This window comes from Streptomyces luteolus (assembly GCF_029968015.1).
In the GTDB taxonomy this organism is placed as follows: Bacteria; Actinomycetota; Actinomycetes; order Streptomycetales; family Streptomycetaceae; genus Streptomyces; species Streptomyces luteolus.
This window is the reverse complement of sequence record NZ_JASCIS010000009.1, coordinates 129,349-145,006: the sequence shown is the minus strand read 5'-3', so window position 1 is coordinate 145,006 and position 15,658 is coordinate 129,349. Positions and strand designations below refer to the sequence as shown.

The 15,658-nt window shown below is 71.6% G+C and carries 17 protein-coding genes; 12 read left to right on the top strand and 5 right to left on the bottom strand.

The features are described from left to right. Window positions 1-20: 20 nt before the first annotated feature. From purU to QIT00_RS11465, 3 genes are all read left to right on the top strand, one after another. Window positions 21-872: a formyltetrahydrofolate deformylase gene (gene purU, locus QIT00_RS11475; protein ID WP_282535074.1), complete on the top strand. Its 852-nt coding sequence runs from the start codon at window positions 21-23 to the stop codon at window positions 870-872. A gap of 126 nt (window positions 873-998) precedes the next feature. Then, window positions 999-1,385: a hypothetical protein gene (locus QIT00_RS11470; RefSeq protein WP_282535073.1), complete on the top strand. Its 387-nt coding sequence runs from the start codon at window positions 999-1,001 to the stop codon at window positions 1,383-1,385. Between the two features lie 215 nt (window positions 1,386-1,600). After that, window positions 1,601-3,055, top strand: coding sequence for an alanine/glycine:cation symporter family protein (locus QIT00_RS11465; protein ID WP_282535072.1), 1,455 nt, complete (start codon window positions 1,601-1,603; stop codon window positions 3,053-3,055). A 96-nt stretch (window positions 3,056-3,151) separates the two neighbouring features. Here QIT00_RS11465 and QIT00_RS11460 read toward each other — a convergent pair whose 3' ends face one another. Beyond that, a complete protein-coding gene (locus QIT00_RS11460) occupies window positions 3,152-3,814 on the bottom strand; it encodes a GntR family transcriptional regulator (RefSeq protein ID WP_282535158.1) in 663 nt (220 codons plus the stop codon). Between the two features lie 191 nt (window positions 3,815-4,005). Here QIT00_RS11460 and QIT00_RS11455 point away from each other — a divergent pair, with 191 nt between their 5' ends. Genes QIT00_RS11455 through QIT00_RS11445 form a run of 3 tightly spaced genes read left to right on the top strand, consistent with a single transcriptional unit; the run spans window position 4,006 to window position 7,913 of the window. Beyond that, window positions 4,006-5,394: a protoporphyrinogen/coproporphyrinogen oxidase gene (locus QIT00_RS11455; RefSeq protein WP_282535071.1), complete on the top strand. Its 1,389-nt coding sequence runs from the start codon at window positions 4,006-4,008 to the stop codon at window positions 5,392-5,394. A 47-nt stretch (window positions 5,395-5,441) separates the two neighbouring features. Next, window positions 5,442-6,368 (top strand): 4-hydroxy-tetrahydrodipicolinate synthase, encoded by a 927-nt coding sequence (gene dapA, locus QIT00_RS11450; RefSeq protein WP_282535070.1) that lies wholly within the window; start codon window positions 5,442-5,444, stop codon window positions 6,366-6,368. Between the two features lie 54 nt (window positions 6,369-6,422). Beyond that, on the top strand, window positions 6,423-7,913 hold the full coding sequence (locus tag QIT00_RS11445) for an aminobutyraldehyde dehydrogenase (protein ID WP_282535069.1): 1,491 nt from the start codon (window positions 6,423-6,425) through the stop codon (window positions 7,911-7,913). A gap of 37 nt (window positions 7,914-7,950) precedes the next feature. Here the strand turns inward: QIT00_RS11445 and QIT00_RS11440 are convergent, their stop codons facing one another. From QIT00_RS11440 to QIT00_RS11425, 4 genes are all read right to left on the bottom strand, one after another. Beyond that, window positions 7,951-8,157, bottom strand: a complete 207-nt coding sequence (locus QIT00_RS11440; RefSeq protein ID WP_282535068.1) for a DUF2180 family protein — start codon at window positions 8,155-8,157, stop codon at window positions 7,951-7,953. 119 nt (window positions 8,158-8,276) lie between these two features. Next, entirely contained in the window at window positions 8,277-8,432 is a 156-nt protein-coding gene (locus tag QIT00_RS11435; RefSeq protein ID WP_282535067.1) for a DUF6131 family protein, read from the bottom strand. Window positions 8,433-8,503: 71 nt separating this feature from the next. Beyond that, the gene (locus tag QIT00_RS11430) at window positions 8,504-9,610 is read right to left on the bottom strand and encodes a CapA family protein (protein ID WP_282535066.1); all 1,107 of its coding nucleotides are present in this window, start codon (window positions 9,608-9,610) and stop codon (window positions 8,504-8,506) included. A gap of 70 nt (window positions 9,611-9,680) precedes the next feature. Further along, complete coding sequence (locus QIT00_RS11425) at window positions 9,681-10,427, bottom strand: PP2C family protein-serine/threonine phosphatase (RefSeq protein WP_282535065.1); 747 nt, start codon at window positions 10,425-10,427, stop codon at window positions 9,681-9,683. A gap of 406 nt (window positions 10,428-10,833) precedes the next feature. Between QIT00_RS11425 and QIT00_RS11420 the strand changes: the two genes are divergently transcribed. The 6 genes from QIT00_RS11420 to QIT00_RS11395 all read left to right on the top strand — a co-directional run bounded on the left by QIT00_RS11420 (window position 10,834) and on the right by QIT00_RS11395 (window position 15,652). Beyond that, window positions 10,834-12,165: a phosphoribosyltransferase family protein gene (locus tag QIT00_RS11420; RefSeq protein WP_282535157.1), complete on the top strand. Its 1,332-nt coding sequence runs from the start codon at window positions 10,834-10,836 to the stop codon at window positions 12,163-12,165. Between the two features lie 127 nt (window positions 12,166-12,292). Further along, on the top strand, window positions 12,293-13,036 hold the full coding sequence (locus QIT00_RS11415; protein ID WP_282535064.1) for a chitinase: 744 nt from the start codon (window positions 12,293-12,295) through the stop codon (window positions 13,034-13,036). Between the two features lie 114 nt (window positions 13,037-13,150). Beyond that, window positions 13,151-13,741, top strand: coding sequence for a hypothetical protein (locus QIT00_RS11410; protein ID WP_282535063.1), 591 nt, complete (start codon window positions 13,151-13,153; stop codon window positions 13,739-13,741). A 143-nt stretch (window positions 13,742-13,884) separates the two neighbouring features. After that, window positions 13,885-14,361, top strand: coding sequence for a DUF7144 family membrane protein (locus tag QIT00_RS11405; RefSeq protein ID WP_282535062.1), 477 nt, complete (start codon window positions 13,885-13,887; stop codon window positions 14,359-14,361). A 62-nt stretch (window positions 14,362-14,423) separates the two neighbouring features. Further along, window positions 14,424-14,930: an FxLYD domain-containing protein gene (locus QIT00_RS11400; protein WP_282535061.1), complete on the top strand. Its 507-nt coding sequence runs from the start codon at window positions 14,424-14,426 to the stop codon at window positions 14,928-14,930. Between the two features lie 77 nt (window positions 14,931-15,007). Beyond that, on the top strand, window positions 15,008-15,652 hold the full coding sequence (locus QIT00_RS11395) for a carbonic anhydrase (protein WP_282535060.1): 645 nt from the start codon (window positions 15,008-15,010) through the stop codon (window positions 15,650-15,652). The last annotated feature ends 6 nt before the right edge of the window (window positions 15,653-15,658 follow it).

Sequence of the window (15,658 nt, the reverse complement as noted above, 5' to 3'; positions counted from 1 at the left end):
ATCCCGAGATTGCTGAGGCCATGACCGAACACGTCCTCACCCTCGACTGCCCCGAGTCGCCCGGCATCGTCCACGCCGTCTCGCGGTTCCTCGTCGAGCACGACAGCGACATCATCGACAACCAGCAGTTCGGCGACCGCCGCGACGGCCACTTCTACATGCGGGTGCGGTTCTCCACGCCCGGCGGTGGCGCCACGGCAGAGCAACTGCGCCGGGACTTCGAGGCCGTGGCCGCTCCGCTCGCCATGCGCTGGAACCTGGAGCCGGTCAGTACCCGGCGCCGTGTCCTGATCATGGTGTCCAGGTACGACCACTGCCTCAACGACCTGCTGTTCCGCACCCGCAGCGGGGATCTGCCCATCGACGTGGTCGCGGTCGTCTCCAACCACCGCGACCACGAGGGGCTCGTCGACTGGCACGGTATCCCGTTCTTCCACGTGCCGGTCAGCAAGGCGGACAAACCCCGGGCTGAGGCCCAACTCCTGTCCCTGGTCGAGGAGTTCGACGTCGACCTGCTCGTCCTGGCCCGCTATATGCAGGTGCTCTCCGACGACCTGTGCGGGCGCCTGGCCGGACGGGTGATCAACATCCACCACTCGTTCCTGCCGAGCTTCAAGGGCGCCAAGCCGTACCACCAGGCGCACGACCGCGGCGTCAAACTCGTCGGCGCCACCGCGCACTACGTGACCGCCGACCTCGACGAGGGCCCGATCATCGCCCAGGAGGTCAACCCGGTGGACCACAGCCACACCCCGGAGGACCTCGCGGCGATCGGCCGCGACGCCGAGTCGGCGGCCCTTGCCCGCGCGGTCCGCTGGCACTGCGAGGGCCGGGTGTTCGTGCAGGGAAGGCGGACCGTGGTCCTTCGCTAGGGCCCCGCCCGCGAGTGCCGGCCCGCTACGGCGCGCCGGCACTCAGCCATGCCCTCCCGGCCCCGAACTCCTCACGCGGTCGGCCGAGTTCGAGCAACTCCGCCGCAGCGCCACGCCGCCGCCGCGGTGCCCGCCGAACGTGAGCAGGGCGCGGCCGCAGGCGCGGCCGAGGCGCCGGTGGTCGGCTCACCGTCCGGCCCCACCGCCCAGCCCTCGGGGATCGGCCCGGTTGCCCGCGCGTTCCCCGTCGACGACGGCGTGGGCGAGGGTTTGGGCGGCTCCCGGCTCCTCCCTGCCGTCTTCAGAGCGCGTACGCCGAGTGCGGCGAGTTCTTCGGGGGCGACGGAGGCCGTGGGCGGCATGGGTGTGCTCTGGTGGAGTCGCACCTCGGGGGCCCAAGTACCCGTACGGGTAAGGGAATTGGCGACGGATCGGGGTGCGCTCGTGCCGCTGTGTCAGGGCGCGTCCAGCACGGGCTGTGACCGGTCCGTCGCCGCCGCGACCCTTGTGTGATCACAGATCACACCCTAGGGTTCCGCAGAAGTCGAGCGGCAGCAACCGGCTGCCCCAGGCATGTGAATCCCCTCCCTGCCTGTCTTCTCGCGCCCCACGCGCACCGCCGCGGGCGCACGTTCCCCGGCCCCGCTCTCCCCCGGCCGGTGGGGTGCGCCCGACGTCCCGAGGCCGACCCCGGCCTCCCGGACGTCCAGAACGCTGGAGTCTTCGACATGGAAACGCTGTCCACCATCAGCGGGTGGATCTGGGACCCGATGGCCTACTTCGCCTTGGGAATCGGTGTCTTCTTCACCCTTCTCACCAAGGGCGTGCAGTTCCGCCGCCTGCCGGACATGATCAAGCAGCTCAAGGCAGGCAAGTCCGGAGACGGCGGGCTGTCCTCGCTCCAGACGCTCGCGCTGACCCTCGCCAGCCGCGTCGGCGTCGGCAGCATCGCGGGCGTAGCCACGGCCGTGGCCGCCGGCGGACCCGGCGCGATCCTGTGGATGGCGATCACCGCCCTCGTCGGCTCCACCTGCGCCTACGCCGAGGCCGTCCTGGCCCAGGTGTACAAGCGGCGGATCCAGGGCGAGGACCGCGGCGGCATGCCGTACTACATCAAGTACGGCCTGAAGGCGCCGACGCTCGCCGCGGTCGTGGCCGTGGTGACGCTGATCGGCTATGGCTTCGTCTTCCCCGGCATCCAGGCCAACAACATCGGCTCCAGCGCGCAGTTGGCCTTCGGCCTGGAGCCGTGGATGACCGGCCTCGCCATCACGGCCGTCCTTGCCGTCGTCATCCTCGGCGGCACCCGGCGCATCGTGAACGTGGCGCAGGCCGTCGTGCCGTTCATGTCGCTCGGCTACGTCCTGACGGCGGTGGTCGTGATCTCGCTGAACCTGGAGCAGGTGCCCGAGGCCGCCCGGCTCATCGTCTCCAGCGCCATGGGCACCGACCCGCTCTTCGGCGGCCTGGTCGGCTACGCCGTGGCGTGGGGGGTGCGCCGCGCGGTGTTCGCCTCGGCGCTCGGCCTCGGCGAGGGGACCTTCGCCTCGGCCGCCGCCCGCGCGTCGCACCCGGGCAAGCAGGGCATCATCCAGGCCTTCAGCATCTACATCGACATCCTGCTGATCTGCATGGCGAGCGGCCTGATGATCGTCATCACCGGCGCGTACCACGTGAAGGATCCGGCCGGCGGCTTCCTCGTCAACAACGTCCCGGGCACCGTCGCGGGGCCGAACTTCATGCAGGAGGCCATCGACACCGGTCTGCCGGGCTGGGGTTCGGTGTTCGTCGCGGTGGCGGTGCTGCTCTTCGCCTTCACGTCCCAGGTGTTCTTCTTCTACGTCGCCTCGACCAACCTGGTGTTCCTGCTCGGTGAGCGCCGCAGCCGCTTCCTGGAGGGCGTCCTGAAGGCCGGCGCCCTGGGTATCTCGTTCGTCGGCACGGTGATCAGCGCCGACACGATGTGGGCGGCCGGCGACATCGGCTACGGCCTCATCGGCTGGCTGAACATGGGCTGCGTACTGCTCCTCACCCCGGTCGTACGCAAGGTCATCCGGGACTACGACCGGCAGCGCCGGGAGGGCCTCGACCCCGCCTTCGACCCGGAGCAACTCGGTATCAGCGGCGCGGAGTTCTGGGCCCGGAGCCCGGAGAAGACCCGTGAGGCCGAGCCGACGGCCTGACAGGGAACGGGGGCGGGACCGGCGGTGGACCCCCCGCCCGTCCCGCCCCGCACCAGGGGGTGCCCGGTGGAGGTCGGGCACCCCCTCCGCCTGCGACTAGAGAGCCCGCAACTGCTCCCGGATCCGGTCGGTGGCCTTGACGAGGGACTCCTCCGTCAGCGCGGCGGCCGCCTGCGCGTCCCGCGCCTCGACGGCCCCGACCAGGCGCTCCTGGTAGTACCAGAGCGCGTCGCCCGCCTGGTCGATGGAGGCGCGGGCGCCGACCGTCTTGTAGGCGCGGCAGTGCTGCCACATCGTGCTGATGGTGCTGAGCAGCACCGGGTTGCCGGAGGCCTCGTACAGGACCGAGAGCAGCGCCTCGTCACGGTCCAGGTAGCCGCTGACGTCCCTCTCGTCGACGGCCCGGCGCAGCTCCCGCAGCTCTTCGCGCATGCGCCCGAGCTGCTCGGCGCCCATGCGTCGCGCGCCCGTACGGGCCGCCTCGACCTCCAGGAGCCGTCGTACGTCGTAGACATGGGCGAGCTCGGTGAGCTGGAGGCCCTTCACCACGGCGCCCTTGTGCGGGACGCGCTCGGCGAAGCCGGCCTCCTCCAGGCGCCGGATGGCCTCGCGCACCGGCATCTCACTGGTGCCCACCTCGGCCGCGAGGTCGCGGATGCGCAGCCGGTGGCCGGCGGGGAACTGCCCGCTGGTGATGGCCTCGTGGAGCACCGCGTACACCCGGTCGGCCATGGACGGGGCGGGTTCCACGCGCTTCATGTTCACGGCTGAATCATAGGAGGCGCGGCCTCGGGGGTGACCGGGTGGTCGCCTCCGGAAATCTTGTCCATGAATTCCTCCGAACCATTGTGTGATCTGTGATCACATCTTACCGTGAGGGTGGTCGCAGCTGCGGCCGAGCGTGGAGGCCCAGGGCATCGCGGCCCGGGCGTCGAGAAAGAGGAACACCCATGAAGGACGTGGTCATCGTCGGCGGTGGCATCGCCGGCCTCTCCGCCGCGTGGCGCCTGCGCCACTGGGACACCCTGCTCCTGGAGTCCGAGAGCCGGGTCGGCGGCCGCATCCGCTCCGAACGGCGCGGCCGGTACTTCCTCAACTGGGGCGGGCACGTCTACGCGGGCGGCAGCTCCGCGACCGGCTGGCTCCTGAACAACACCGGCGTCGAGGCGATCGACGTGCCGGGTTCCCTGTCCGGTCTCTCGATGAACGGCAAGACGATCATCAAGGGCCGGGTGGAGACGTACCCGTTCCGCATCCCGATGCCGCTTCAGGCCCGCCTCGGCATGGTGAAGACCGGCGCCAAGGTCGCGCTGCAGGTGGCGCGGTACGCCCGGATCGTCGGGCAGCGCCCCGGCGAGAGCGCCGCCACCCGCCAGCAGCGCGTCTACGACTTCCTCAATGACCGCTCCTTCAAGGACTTCATCGGCGACGTCCCGGCCGACACCCAGGCCCTGTTCGAGCCGACCGTCACCCGGTCCGCGGCCGACATCGACCAGCTCTCCGCCGGAGCGGGCGTCGGCTACTTCAGCCTGGTCTGGGGCATCGGCGGCGGCCTCACACAGTCCATCGTCGGCGGCCCGGCCACGCTGACCGAGTCCATCGCCGCCTCGCTCGGCGAGAACGTACGGCTCGACGCGCATGTCGACGAGATCGTGCACAAGAACGGCCCCCGAGGATCGGTGGTCGTCCGCTACCGCGAGGACGGCGTCGAGCAGGAGGTGGAAGCCCGGACGGTCGTCCTGGCCACCCCCGCGACGGTCGCGCACCGCGTCGCCGTCGACCTGGACCCGGACGTCCGCGAGGCCCTGGCGAAGGTGGTCTACGGGCCGTACGTCAGCGCCGCGTTCCTCTCCGACGAGACGGGGCGGCAGCAGTGGGACGACGCGTACGCCATCGCCACCCCGAAGCGCTCCTTCAACGTGGCGCTCAACATGTCCAACATCGTCCGCGGGCACGAACGCGAACGGCAGCCCGGCAGCAGCCTGATGACCTTCTCCCCCGGCTCCCTCGCCCGTGACCTGCTCGACCACGACGACGACACGATCCGGCGCATCTACCTCGACGACCTCGACCAGGTCCTTCCCGGCTTCGCCGAGAACGTCGTCGAGGCCGAGGTGCAGCGCTTCCCGACCGGTGCCCCGTACTGCTTCCCCGGCCGCGCCAGGCTGCAGCCCGCGCTCACCCGCCGCGGCGGCCGGGTGTTCCTGGCCGGTGACTACCTCGGCACGCTCTACACCGAGACGGCCGTCTCCTCCGGCCTGAGCGCCGCGCACGAGGTCCGCAGCGTCCTCGCCACCGACCGGCAGACCGCCCGCCGCGCCCTCGCCGACATGCACTGACTGCCCATCAGTTCCCTTACGTATCAGAGAGTTTGACTATGACTTCCATGACATCCAGGACTTCCTGGACTTCCAGGACCGATCAGCTCACCGGAATCCTCACCGCACTCGCCACGCCCTACGCCACCGACGGCTCCATCGACACGCGGCTGCTGCGCCGGCTCGTGGACCGGAGCGTGGACGGCGGTGTCGACGGCGTCGTCGCCTGCGGCTCCACCGGCGAGTTCGCGGCCATGACCGGGGACGAGCGGCGCCTGCTCGTCGAGACCGTCGTCGAGCAGGCCGCGGGCCGCGTCCCCGTCATCGCGCAGACCGGCGCCGTGGGCACCCGCGAGGCCGTCGCCCTCTCGCAGCACGCCGAGGCCGCCGGGGCCGACGTCCTGATGGTCGTCACCCCGTACTACGAGCCGCTGACCATGGACGAGACGCTGCACTACCTGGGCACCGTCGCCGACTCCGTGCAGGTCCCGGTCATGCTCTACAACCTGCCGGGCGCCACCGGCGTGAACCTCGATCCGGACACGGTCGGCGCGCTCGCCCGCAAGCACCAGAACATCAAGTACATCAAGGACACCACCGGCGACATGTCCCAGGCCGGGAAGCTGATCCACCACCACGGCGACGTGGTCTCGACGTTCATCGGCTGGGACGCCCTGCTGCTCGCCGCCGTCGCCGAGGGCGCGGCCGGCGTGATGGCCGGTACGGCGAACGTGATGCCCGCCCAACTGGTCGCCGTCCACCGGTCGTTGGTCGCCGGGGACCTCGCCGGGGCGCGCGAGCGGTGGGACCGGATCTACCCCCTCATGGACACCCTGATGTCCGCCCCGTTCATCCCCGCCGTCAAGGCCGCCCTGGAGGAGCTGGGGCTTCCCGTCGGCGGCCCGCGCGAGCCGATGCTGCCGGTGGACACGGAGACGCGTACGCGGATCGCGGCCGCCCTGAAGGCCCTGCCCGAGCTGACGCACGCTCAGTGACCGCCGGGACCGGTCACCGCCCCGACCGGCCCACGACGTAAGGAAGTCACCCTCATGACCGCACCCGTCCGCCGCGCCGCCGCCCCGGCCCCGCTCCTCCACGAGGGCGATCTGCCGCCGGCCCGCCACTACATCGACGGCGCCTTCCTGGACGCGCAGCACGAGCAGTTCACCGATGTCGTCGACCCGTGCACGGAGGAGGTCATCGCCCGGATCCCGGAGGGCGGTGCCGCCGATGTCGACCGGGCCGTGCGGGCCGCGCTCGCCGCGCAGGAGCGGTGGGCCCGCCTGGTGCCCGCCGACCGATCGGCGCTCCTTCACCGGATCGCCGGCCGGCTCGCCGACCACGCCGACGTCGTCGTACGCCTGGAGATGGCCAACACGGGCAAACCCCTGGCCGTGGCCCGCGACGACGTCGACGGCACGATCGACACGTTCCGCTTCATGGCGGGCGCCCTGCGCGCGACCACGTCCATGGCCGCAGGGGAGTACGCCACCGACCATCTATCGGTCATCCTGCGTGAGCCGCTCGGGGTCGTCGGGGTCGTCACGCCGTGGAACTACCCGCTGATGATGGCCGCCTGGAAGCTCGCGCCCGCGCTCGCGGCGGGCAACAGCGTGGTCATCAAGCCGTCCGAGCAGACGCCGCTGACGACGTTGAAGTTCGCGGAGCTGGTCGGCGACCTGCTGCCCGCGGGCGTCGTGAACGTCGTGACGGGGCTCGGCCCGACGGTCGGGCACCGGCTCGCCGAGCACCCGGACATCGCGATGGTCGCCCTGACGGGCTCGGTCGGCAGCGGCCGCGCGGTGGCCCGTACGGCGGCGGACACGCTGAAGCGGGTGCACCTGGAGCTGGGCGGCAAAGCACCGGTCGTGGTCTTCGAGGACGCCGACCTGAAGGCCGCCGCCTCGGCCCTGCGCACCGCCGGTTACTGGAACTCCGGGCAGGAGTGCGGCGCCGGTTGCCGGGTGCTCGTGCACGCTTCGGTCGCGGACCGGTTCGTGGAGCATCTCGTACGCGAGGTCGGCGAGATCGTCGTCGGCGACCCGCGCGCGGGCGAGGACGTGGAGATGGGCTCGCTGGTCTCCAAGGCGCACTACGACCGGGTGCTCGCGCATCTGGACAAGGCCGTCGCGGGCGGTGCCCGCGCGGTGGTCGGCGGCGGGGCGCTCGACGGGCCCGGCTGGTTCGTCGCCCCGACCGTGCTCACGGACGTGTCCGAGGGCGCGGAGATCGCCCGCGAGGAGGTCTTCGGCCCGGTCGTCACGGTGGAGACCTTCACCGACGAGGACGAGGCGGTGCGCCGCGCCAACGACGTGCCGTTCGGCCTCGCCGCGTCGGTGTGGACGGAGAGCGGGCGCCGCGGCCACAGCGTCGCGGCCCGCCTGGACTTCGGCACGGTCTGGGTCAACGCGCACCTCACCCTGGCCAACGAGGTCCCGTGGGGCGGCTTCAAGGGCTCTGGCTACGGCCGCGACCTGTCGCTGTACGCGCTGGACGACTACGCGCGCACGAAGCACGTGATGCACCATCACGGCCGCTGAGCGCCGGAGGGGCTGGCGGCTCAGCCCCTCCGCGGTGTCAGCGTGATTCCTCCGCCGCGCTGCACACCACGCAGGTCAACTGCCGGGCCGGGCGGTCGTGGACGACCTTTCCGGGGTTGGCCGACTCGCGGATCTGGACCGGCTCCGTGCGGACGTGCGCCGTGCAGACGGCGGCGCCGCACAGTCGGCACACGGCGACCGCGTCCGAGGTGAGGCCCTGGTTGACGCATTCGTAGCAGTTCATGCCCACAGCGCTCCTCCTAGCCGAGTAGCCGAGTACGTCCCTACGGGACAGATCTCTCGGGCCGTCCTGACATGTCCGGCCCGAGAGATCCGTACTCAATTCAGCAGAGCCTTGCCTGCTTACCAGTAGTGCGGCCGTCCGCCGACCGCGTGTCCGAATGCTCCGAGGAGCCAGAGAACCGCCCCGATGGCGACCAGAACCACACCGATCGTCGTGAGCAGAGAAATGCCGGCGATCAGGCCGATGGCCAGCAGAATCAATCCGAGAATGATCATTTCCGCCTCCACACCTCGGAGTCACTTCCAGTATGCGCCAACGCGGGCGGGCCGCACCGGCGTCCGTCCCGTCAGTCCTCGGACCGCGGCACCAGCATGAGGCCGCGCGGGTCGGACGTGACGCACGGCCGGAAGCCCTCGGAGATCCGGTCGAGGAGCGAGCCGAGCCACCGGTGGTCCTGAGCCGAGGCGCGGCTCAGGCTCATCCGGCGGGCTTGGAGCGGGACGATGCGCAGGTGGATCAGCCGGCCGGTGTCCGGGTCGAGCGAGACGAGGTGGAGGAGCCGCAGGTCGTCGCGGTAGCGCTCGTACCCGGTGATGCCTTCGTAGTCGTTGATCAGGTCGCCGCAGCCGTACAGGACGAGTCGCCCGGCGTACACCTCCGGCGGGCGGACGTGGTGCGACGAGTGGCCGTGGACGAGGTCCGCGCCGGCGTCGATCAGGGCGTGCGCGAAGGCGACCTGGCCCCGGGTCACGTCGTAACCCCAGTTGGAGCCCCAGTGGACCGAGACCACGGCGAGGTCCCCGGGCCGTTTCGACTTCCTTACGCGGCTGACGACTTGGGCCCTGACGGCGGCGGAGGTACCGGCGACGAAGCTCACCCCGCTGCGGCCCTCGCCCGCCGCCCAGTCGTTCGGGACGCCGCTGGAGGGCATGCCGACGGCGAAGACCAGGAGCCGGTGGCTCGGGGCGAGCGGGACGGACGCGGGCCGCTCGGCCGCGGTGGCGTCGCGGCCCGCGCCCGCAGTGCGCAGTCCCGCGTCGGCGAGCGAGTCGAGGGTGTCGGCGAGGCCGACGCGGCCGAAGTCGAGGACGTGGTTGTTGGCCAGGACGCAGACGTCGGGCCGGGCGGCCGTCAGGCAGGGCAGGTTGGCGGGGTGCATGCGGTAGTGGATGGCCTTGTCGGGGGCGAAGCTGCCGGTGCTCGTGACGCTGGTCTCCAGGTTGACCAGGCGGGCGTCGGGCGCGGCGGCGTCCAGGATCTCCAGGGCGTCGCCCCACGGCCAGGTGAAGTCGACCGGGCGCGGCACGGGACCGGTGGCGGCCTCGGCGAGGCTGACGTAGTCGCGGGCGTCGCGCACGTAGCCCTCGCGCAGTTCGGGGTCGCCGGGGTGCGGCAGGATCTGGTCCACGCCGCGGCCCAGCATGACGTCGCCGCAGACGAACAGCGTGATCATTGCGGGCCCTCCGTCGGTCGGCCGCGCCCCTGCCAGTCGGTCGCCGCGCCCCTGCCACCGGGACCGGCGGTCAGTCCACGACGCTGATCAACGCCAGCGTGATGTTGTCCGGGCCGCCCGCGTCGATGGCCGACTTCCAGAGCGCGAAGGCCGCCCGTCCGCCGTCGCTGCTGCGCAGCACGGCGTCCAGGCGGTCCTCCTGCACGGGGTCGGTGAGGCCGTCGGTGCAGACCAGGTAGCGCTCGCCGGTGCTCAGCGGCCGGGTGCTGACATGCGGGCTGATCGCAGTGAAGCTCGGGGCGCCGCCGAGCGCCTGGGTGAGGACCGAGGTGGTGCGCCGGCCCGGTTGCAGCGGCGGGTTGTCGTCGACGGTGAGCCGGTGCAGCATCTCGTGCCTGCTGGTCACGTCGAGCACTCTGCTGTCGCCCACGTTGAACACGAGCAGGTCCCGTTCGAGCACGACGACGCCCGCGACCGTCGTCCCCATGGCCGTCAGATGCGGGTCTCCGTCGGCGGCCGCGTACACGGAGCGGTTGCAGACGTTCAGGGCGTCCTTCACGGCCTGTTCGCTGTCCAGGGTGGTTCCGAGCGAGGCCAGGTGCCGGACCACGAGACTGCTCGCGACCTCCCCGGCGGGCTGGCCTCCGATGCCGTCGGCGACCGCGACGACCAGCGGCGTGCCGAGCGGGAACCCCAGCGTCTGCGGGTTCTCCGTCACGGTGGCGCACAGCGTCCACGGCCCGACGGCCAGACTGTCCTCGTTGTGCTCGCGCATGAGCCCCGGGTGGCTCAGGGCGGTGACCGTCACATACGGCATCTTCCTCCCGCCTCTCCGCACCGGCGGGCGCGTTCCGCGGTCTCGACTCCTATTGTCGCCCCGCGCGGGCTTGGGGGCTCAGCGGGGGCTTGTGCGGGTGGTCGTGGGGCACCCCCTGGGGGCTCCGCCCCCGGGCCCCGGCTCCTCATACGCCGGAGGGGCTTCCCCTGCCGTCGTTCGGCTTTCGCGCCGTCGTGGCTGGTCGCGCAGTTCCCCGCGCCCCTATCGGGCGCCCTCGTCACGGCCTGCTCGCTCGATACGACCGACGGCAGTCACCCCCGTACGAACGCGCAGCGGGTCGGTGCCGGTTTGCCGTTCACCGTGAAGGGAGTCAGGCAGGGGGTACGGGTAGAGCGAGGGCGGGTGCGTGTGCCCGTCGGGATCCGCTGAGATGGGGCGAGCGGCCATGCTGTTCCAGGACCGTGAGGATGCGGGGCTGCGCCTCGCCGAGGCAGTGCGCCACCTGAAGGGCGAGCGACCCGTCGTGCTCGGTCTGCCGCGGGGCGGACTGCCGGTGGCGTTTGAAGTGGCCCGGGCTCTCGATGCCCCGCTCGACGTGATCGTCGTACGCAAACTCGGCGTCCCCCGCCAGCCGGAGCTGGGCTTCGGCGCGATCGGCGAGGGCGGCGTGCGGGTGCTGAGCGAGGACATCGTGCGGCACGCCGGGGTCGACGCGGACCAGATGGCGGCGGTCGAGCAGCGCGAGGCGCAGGAGCTGCGGCGGCGGGCCGAGCGGTACCGCGAGGGCCGCGACCGGGTGCGGGTCGAGGGGCGTACGGCCGTCGTCGTGGACGACGGGATCGCGACCGGCGCGACGGCCGCGGCGGCCTGCCGGGTCGCACGGGCGCAGGGCGCGGCCCGTGTGGTCCTCGCCGTGCCCACGGCGCCCGCGGACACGGCGGAGCGGATGCGTGCGGTGGCCGACGAGGTGGTGTGCCTGTCCGCGCCGCACCTGTTCGGGTCCGTGGGCGAGTGGTACCGGGACTTCTCGCAGACCTCCGACGAGGAGGTGATCGCCCTGCTGTCCCGCGCCGCGGCGGCCCACCCGCACGTGACCGGGGTGGGCGTCGAGGTCGCGGAGGAGCTGGAGGTCGAGGTGGACGCCGGTGCGGTCCGGCTCGCCGGGGACCTCGCGCTGCCTGAGGGCGCCGAGGCCGTGGTGATGTTCGCGCACGGCTCGGGCAGCAGCCGGCACAGCCCGCGCAACCGCTGGGTGGCGACGGCGCTGCGCGAGGCCGGTCTCGGCACGCTCCTCTTCGATCTCCTCACCCCGGACGAGGAGGGCGACCGCCGCAATGTCTTCGACATCGACACCCTGGCGGACCGGCTGCTCGGCGCGACGCGCTGGCTGCGCGAGCGCGAGTCCCTGCCCATCGGCTACTTCGGTGCCAGCACGGGTGCCGCCGCCGCGCTGCGGGCGGCCGCGGGCGACGCGGCGGTCGGCGCCGTGGTGTCGCGCGGCGGCCGGCCCGACCTCGCCGCTCCCCGGCTCGGCGACGTGGAGGCGCCGACCCTGCTGATCGTCGGCGGCGACGACTCGCTGGTCATCGACCTCAACCGGGCCGCCCAGGCCGAACTCCACTGCGAGAACCGGCTGGAGATCGTCCCGAGGGCCACCCATCTCTTCGAGGAGCCCGGAGCCCTCGACCAGGTCGCGGACCTCGCGCGGGACTGGTTCATCCGGCACCTGACGTCGGCGGGCGACCGTCCGGGGCCGGTCCACATCGTGACGCCGTAGCGATCGCCCAGGCGTCAATCTCCTTGTGTACGAGGGAAGTTGCCCTCGCACGTCCTGTTGACATGGTACAGACCAATGCGGTTGAGTGCGGCCACCCCCACAAGCCCCCACCGCAAGGGAGTCACCGATGTCGAGGACTCGCATCGTGGCCGCGCTGGCTTCGCTCATAGCCACCTGCGCACTCTTCATTGTCATGCCCATGACCTCACAGGCCGCCCAGGTCAAGCCCGACAAGGACCGGGGCAAGGCAGCCGAATTCATCGTCAGCAAGGCACAGTTCGAGCAGATCTACCCGAACCGCAACGCCTTCTACACGTACGAGGGCCTCACCGCCGCGCTCGACGCGTACCCGGCGTTCGCCAACACCGGCAGCGACACGGTCAAGAAGCAGGAGGCCGCCGCGTTCCTCGCCAACGTCGGACACGAGACCGGCGGCCTGGTGCACGTGGTCGAGCAGAACGAGGACAACTACCCCCACTACTGCGACGCGAACCAGCCCTACGGCTGCCCCGCGGGCCAGGCCGCGTACTACGGCCGGGGGCCGATCCAGCTGAGCTGGAACTTCAACTACAAGGCCGCCGGTGACGCCCTCGGCATCGACCTGCTCAACGACCCGTGGAAGGTGGAGAAGGACTCGGCCGTCGCCTGGAAGACCGGCCTCTGGTACTGGAACACCCAGTCCGGCCCCGGCACGATGACCCCGCACGACGCGATGGTCAACGGAGCGGGCTTCGGCGAGACCATCCGCGCCATCAACGGCAGCCTGGAGTGCGACGGCGGCAACCCCGGCCAGGTGCAGAGCAGGGTCGACAACTACAAGCGCATCACCGGCATCCTCGGCACGACGCCGGGCGACAACCTGACCTGCTGACGTACAGCCACTGCTCCATAACTACATGACTCCCTGGCTACATGACTCCATAACTCCCCCTGAAAACAGGGAAGTTGATAGGCTCCCGGCGCCGAAACCGGGGGTGGGACGCACATGACCGCGGAAGAGCAGCCGCCCGACGGCGGACAGATCGGCGGACAGATCGGCGGACAGACCGGCGGACAGACCGGCGGGCAGGTCGGCGGGCGGATGCGCCACCTCGCCCAGGAGGTCGAGAAGATCGCGGCCGAGGCCCGGATCGGGGCACGCCGGGCACAGCGGCGCAGCAAGCTGTGGAACGCCACGTACATCTGTCTCGGTTTTCCGGCCGCCGTGCTCGCCGGGATCTCCGGCGCCGCAGGGCTCGCCTCGGCCGGAGCGCGGGTGCCCGCGGCGATCCTGGCGCTGCTCTCGGCGGGCTTCTCCGCCGGGTCCACGTTCCTGCGCGCCGACGCGCGGCAGATGGCCAACCTCCGTCGCCGCTACGCGTGGCAGCGCCTGGAGACCCGCGCCCGCCTCGTCCTCGCGCACGAGGCGTACGAAGGAGTCGAGCCACTGCACACCGCCCTTGTCGAGTTGCTGGAGCTGCGTGCCGCGATTCCCTCCAGCGCCCTCGTCCTGGTCGAGTCGGTCCCGCCCCAGCCCCAGGCCCCGGTCGGCCCGGCGACACCTCCTGCGCTACCGGGCCCGCCGGGCGAACCGTGAGACACGGGGTCGGGGCCCTTGGGCCCGGCAGGGCCACCGCCGCCTCTGCGGAGCCCCCGCCTCCCCCGACCGCGGTTGCGAGGTGCCGGTGGAGCGTCGAGTGTTGATCTGCCGGTACGACCCGGGGGAGGCAGGAGGAAGACATGTCCGAAAGCACGCCTCACCCGCACCCGTCCCATCCGCACGCCCATACGGAACACCCGCACGGCGAGCACCCGCACCAGGAGAGCAACGCGCTCGCCTCGGGCGGTGTCATGTTCGCCGGTGTCCTGCTGATGCTGGAGGGGATGTTCTCCGCCATCGCCGGAATCTCGGCCATCGCCAAGGACGACGTGTACACCCGGCTCGGCGACTACGTCTTCGAGCTCAACCTGACCAGTTGGGGCTGGATCCACCTGGTCGTCGGTGTGATCGCCTTCATCACGGGCGCCGGAGTGCTGAAGGGCGCCGCCTGGGCCCGCACCCTCGGCGTGACCATCGCGGCGCTGGTCGTACTGCTGCAGTTCCTGTGGCTGCCGTACCAGCCGATCTGGTCCCTGGTGACCATCGCGCTCGCGGTCTTCGTCATCTGGGCGCTGTGCACCGACACGGGCCGTGAGCCCGCCCCGCACGTGGACTGACCCCGCCCCGCACGTGGACTGACGTGGACCGGAGACCAAGGAGACCCGGAGGAGCAGACGGCATGGCTCGTCATCGCCTCAGGCACGCCGTCGCGGCCGTCCTCACGGCACTCGTCGCGGCCGGTGCCGTCGGCTGTACGGACGACGGGTCCGGCCCTTCCGACGCGGCGAGCAAGGCCGCGTCCGCCGCGGAGTCCGCGGCCGGCCGGGTCACGGACGCCGCGTCCCGGGCCGCCGACGCGCTGGCCTCGGCGAGCGCGGCGGCCGACCGGAAGATGAAGGAGATCAAGGGCGGCGTCGACGCGAAGGACGAGGTGGAACTCGGCGCCGCCGACACCGACGGCCAGGGCAGGAGCACCGTGGACGTCACGGCGGAGAACACCGCGGACTCCGCGAAGTCCTTCGCCGTGAAGGTCGACTTCAAGGACAAGGACGGCAAGCTCGTCGACACGGTCGTCGTGACCGTCAAGGACGTGGCCGCGGGCGCCGAGGGCAAGGGCACGGCCCGCAGCACGCACAAGCTCTCCGGCGAGGTGCGGACCGAGGTCGGCCAGGCCCTGCGCTACTGACCGCCGGACACCCGCACGGACCAGTCCCGGGCACACCTCCCTGACCTGCCGCCGAAGGCGGATCGTAGGCTGCACCCATGACTGACGCGCTTGCACCGACGACTCCCGACGCCGCCTTCGAGATGCTGATGGCGGGCAACCAGCGGTTCCTGACGGGGACGCCCTCGCACCCCAACCAGGACGCCGCACGCCGCACCGAGACCGCGCCGGGGCAGAGCCCGTTCGCGGTGATGTTCGGGTGCTCCGACTCCCGCCTCGCCGCGGAGATCATCTTCGACCGGGGCATCGGCGACCTGTTCGTCGTCCGCACCGCCGGCCAGGTCCTGGGCAACGAGGTCCTGGGCAGCATCGAGTACGGGGTGAGCGTGCTCGGCACCCCGCTGGTCGTGGTCCTCGGACATGACTCCTGCGGTGCCGTCGCCGCCGCCCGTGCCGCGGTGGAGGACGGCGCGGCGGCGGAGGGCTTCGTCCGGGACGTCGTCGAGCGCGTGACGCCGAGCGTGCTGTCCGCGCGGGCGGCCGGGCGTACGAGCGAGAGCGAGATCCTGCACGAGCACATCCGGGGCACGGTGGACCTGCTCCTTGAGCGTTCGCACCTCCTCGCGGAGCGGGTCGAGGCGGGTCAGGTGGCCGTGGTCGGCCTCGCGTACCAACTCTCGGACGGCACCGCGCAGTTGATCGCCTCCCGCGGCCTGAGCGAGTCGGTCACGAAGGTGGCCTGAGCGAGT